This window comes from Bacillus sp. JJ722, assembly GCF_036963345.1.
Lineage (GTDB): Bacteria > Bacillota > Bacilli > Bacillales > DSM-1321 > Bacillus_AD.
Genome location: NZ_JBALMO010000323.1, coordinates 1 through 3584 on the forward strand (window position 1 = coordinate 1; position 3584 = coordinate 3584).

The 3584-nt window shown below is 28.8% G+C and carries 6 protein-coding genes; all 6 read left to right on the forward strand.

Annotation, left to right across the window (positions count from 1 at the left end):
* Positions 1 to 656: hypothetical protein (locus tag V7014_RS25120; protein WP_335511511.1), on the forward strand; the 656-nt coding region annotated here is incomplete at its 5' end.
* A gap of 137 nt (positions 657 to 793) precedes the next feature.
* On the forward strand, positions 794 to 1387 hold the full coding sequence (locus V7014_RS25125) for a hypothetical protein (protein WP_335511513.1): 594 nt from the start codon (positions 794 to 796) through the stop codon (positions 1385 to 1387).
* Between the two features lie 9 nt (positions 1388 to 1396).
* Positions 1397 to 2230, forward strand: coding sequence for a HEPN domain-containing protein (locus V7014_RS25130; protein ID WP_335511514.1), 834 nt, complete (start codon positions 1397 to 1399; stop codon positions 2228 to 2230).
* Positions 2231 to 2322: 92 nt separating this feature from the next.
* On the forward strand, positions 2323 to 2754 hold the full coding sequence (locus V7014_RS25135) for a hypothetical protein (protein WP_335511516.1): 432 nt from the start codon (positions 2323 to 2325) through the stop codon (positions 2752 to 2754).
* 18 nt (positions 2755 to 2772) lie between these two features.
* On the forward strand, positions 2773 to 3054 hold the full coding sequence (locus V7014_RS25140; RefSeq protein WP_335511518.1) for a terminase small subunit: 282 nt from the start codon (positions 2773 to 2775) through the stop codon (positions 3052 to 3054).
* The coding region (locus V7014_RS25145; protein WP_335511520.1) for a hypothetical protein at positions 3029 to 3584 on the forward strand (556 nt) is incomplete at its 3' end. The genes V7014_RS25140 and V7014_RS25145, both read left to right, overlap by 26 nt.

Below are 3584 nucleotides of genomic sequence, written 5' to 3' on the forward strand. Positions count from 1 at the left end.
AAAGCAAATATGGAGAAAAATGGGAGATTTATTTTGATTTAAATGATATCGAAGATGAATTTCTTGGTCTGGAATATGTAAAAAAAGTATTACATGATTTTATGACCATTAGCTTTTTTCACTATAATGCTGTATTTGATGATATAGAGTTAGATAGTTACCACATTACTCCTAGAGGTAATACTACTACTCATTTAAATAGTACAATGTATATAAGAAGAAACGCTGGAGTAGTGTTAATTGATGGGGCTAAGAAAAAAATTGAAAAGCATTTAAATAATCAAGTGTTTATTAAGAAATTGAATAGTTGTGTTCATTTTAAACTTTATTATCAAATTGAAAATAATGAAGATTCAATTGTAAGGTTTATGTTTTTATACAGTCTTATAGCTGATTTAAAAGGTAGTCAAAAACAAATTGATGATTATATAAAATCAGTAAAATTTGATGTTAAAGAATATAGAAGCACCAACCCTAGATATAAAGGGGTTGTAATGGAAACGGAATATACTTGGCTTAGAAATCAATTGAGTCACACAAATTGTGATAGTGACTTATTGCAGTTCGAGAAAGACATTGTATCTATTGTGGATGCATTATCTTACATCGTAAAGGGAGCTATAACAGATATCTACGAATTAAATTTGGTACAATAATCATCAATGAAGCACTCACGTTATGTGGGTGTTTTTATTTTGGTTAATTTATTATATGTGATTAAATCAAAAGTTCAATACTTAATAAAATTCAATGGTAGAATATATATATTATTCTAACTATTGGAGTGAGCGTATTGGTAAAACAGTTAGGTATTTATGATGAGTTTGAATATGCTGGACATTGGTGGTTACCCGGAAATGAAGAGAATAAAATATCTGGAACTTTGATCTTCAATAAAGACGGTATAACATTAGAGTTAATTGGTTCGATGAATGGTTTAAGTAGCTGGGATGAAATTTCTAATTTGCTTAAAAATAAACGCCCTCATTATTCTATTATTTTAGGTGAATGTAAAAAAGGGCCTGTTACTTTAATCAATGGAATTCAGCAAAATACGCAAGGTGGTCACATAACTACTTCAGTTTTGAGATTTAATAGGATGATAATAGGAACACATTCTAATAATATTGAAGAGTTGCAAATAAATAATATGCAATTGGAATTTACTAATCTCGATTTATGGTTAGATTATCAACTATTTAAAAGTAGTGATGAAGATGGAATTAAATTAAATTATGTTGAAACATTCAAAGAGTATGTAAAATCAATTGATGCAACTATTGAATCAACATATTCTATAATAAGTAGGTATGAAAATTATAAACCATCTCTTGATTATACAACAGGGATTATCATCACAACGGAGAATAAACGCACACTTGATTAATTTATAGAAGTGGCAAATAAATTGAAACATTTATTCTGTATTTTAATGGGTAAACCCGTATTTATTGAATCGATGGGTTGGCAAGAAGTATACCCTTCTCTTAGTAAATATGTTTATTTCATACCACATCCAAATTACCGAAAAGAAAAAATTGATATTATTCAACAATACCATGTTTCTTTACCTAAAATTGAAACTATTTTAAATGATGTACTTAATAAATGGTTTGAAATAAAATGTGAATCATCTTTGCAAGTATTTGTTTCGACTATTATAGATTCCAACTTAATGACACTAGAAGACATTTTTTTGAGACAAGCTAAGGCGTTAGAAAGTTACCATCGAGATACTGTATTAGAAAAGGGTTATTTTATTGATGAAAATGACTATAAGCAAATTGTTGAAATTATGATTACATCGGTTGAGGATCGTATTATACAGTCATTGAAAGATAAACTCAAAAGTACTCTAAAACATGCTAATCAATATGGTTTTCAAAAAAGAATTAAAGATGTTATTAGAATGTTGCCTGAAGAATTAAGGGTATTAGTATTAGCAGGTGGAAAACTTAGTAAGTTCGCTAAAGATATAACAGATAATAGGGATTATTATACTCATTATGGAAAAAAGCCAGATAATTTATTTGATTTTAAACAATTAATTTCAATGAGAACCAAGTTAAAAGTTGCTTTACTTTATGCGTATTTAAAAGAACTTGGTCTAGATGATGATTTAATAAATCAGTGTATTTTAGAAGATTATAGGATTGCTCAACAATTAAATGCAAAGAAAAAAGAAGTTGATTTTGAAATACCATCTTTCTTAGCTGGGGATGAGAAGTAACATATTAGTTAGAATATTAACTTGGAAGAACCGAGAATGAGGACGCTTATATAGCGTTCTTTTTTTGGGATTGAATTGGAGGGGATAGATAAATGGAAAAAGAAAAATTGATTGAGTTAAAGATACAGTTTTTAAATACACTTTTGGTTAACGTAGACTCTTTAGATTTTGATAAAAGAGATATTTATACAAATGCGTTAATTGAAAGTATCTGTATTGATTTTAGTATGGTGAAAAATGAATCTGAACTAAATATCAATCCTATAGATACTAAATTTAACATTAATAATTATGTGAAGGTAAAACTAACTAAAGAAGGTATATCTGAACTAAAAAGACAACATGACGAGTTGAATGAGTACATCAAATGCAGAGGTGGTAAAGGTTCAGGTGAATTTCAGGTTACAGTAGATAATGAAGGATATACCAAAATGCAATTATGGAAGCTGATGGAGGGATTAGGTCATTTAATGGGTATCTGTAATAAAACACCATTTGAAAACGAGATTGTGTTTTGTAAATAAATTAAGGAGGTTAAAACTATGGAAGAGGAAAAGAAATTAACTGAATCTGAAGAAGAATTAATTGATGATGATACATTAACACCTAAAGAAAAACTTTTTTGTACGAACTATCTAAAACATTTCAATGCTGCAAAGGCTTATGAAGAAGCTGGATATAAAAGCAACTATGCTAAACAGGCAGCCCATATTATGTTGAAAAAAGAGGAGGATAGTGGGAACCACAGTTTATTAGCGAGTATAGTGGAAGGGCGAGATTATTGTGACAAATACACCGATGGAAAAGATAAAATCATATCATAGTATTAAATCATTTTTAAATGAAAATCAAAGAGAAAAAGTGGCTGAAATGCTTAATTTAAAAGATGAAGATCTTACTAGAAGACAAGAGGGAAAAGAAGCTGAATATGAGTTTTTACTACGATGCTTTGTTCTGGGTAAAATAGAAGATGTTATAGCCTTTGAAGAGGGCGTGTCTAAACTAACTAATACAGTTACTACCGATTATTTATTTATTCTTAAGGATGGTAAAAGACTAGCAATAGAGGTTAAATCTACGGGAAAAGAGCGTTGGAAAATATCATCTAAATTGTTTCAGGAGAAAAAGAATTTTGCTAATCTAATAAGTGCTGAGCTTTATTTTGCACTTAAAATTAAAGGTAGTTGGTTATTGCTCTCTGGAGACTATATAGAGAAAAAGGGATATAAGGTTGGAATAGATAGTCTCTTTGATTCAGAACTATCTATGATAGGTGAAAAAAAGTATATTTTTCTAAATCCAATTAAAATAAATAGCATTTATAATCAGAACTCAGACAAATCTTTAATTGTTA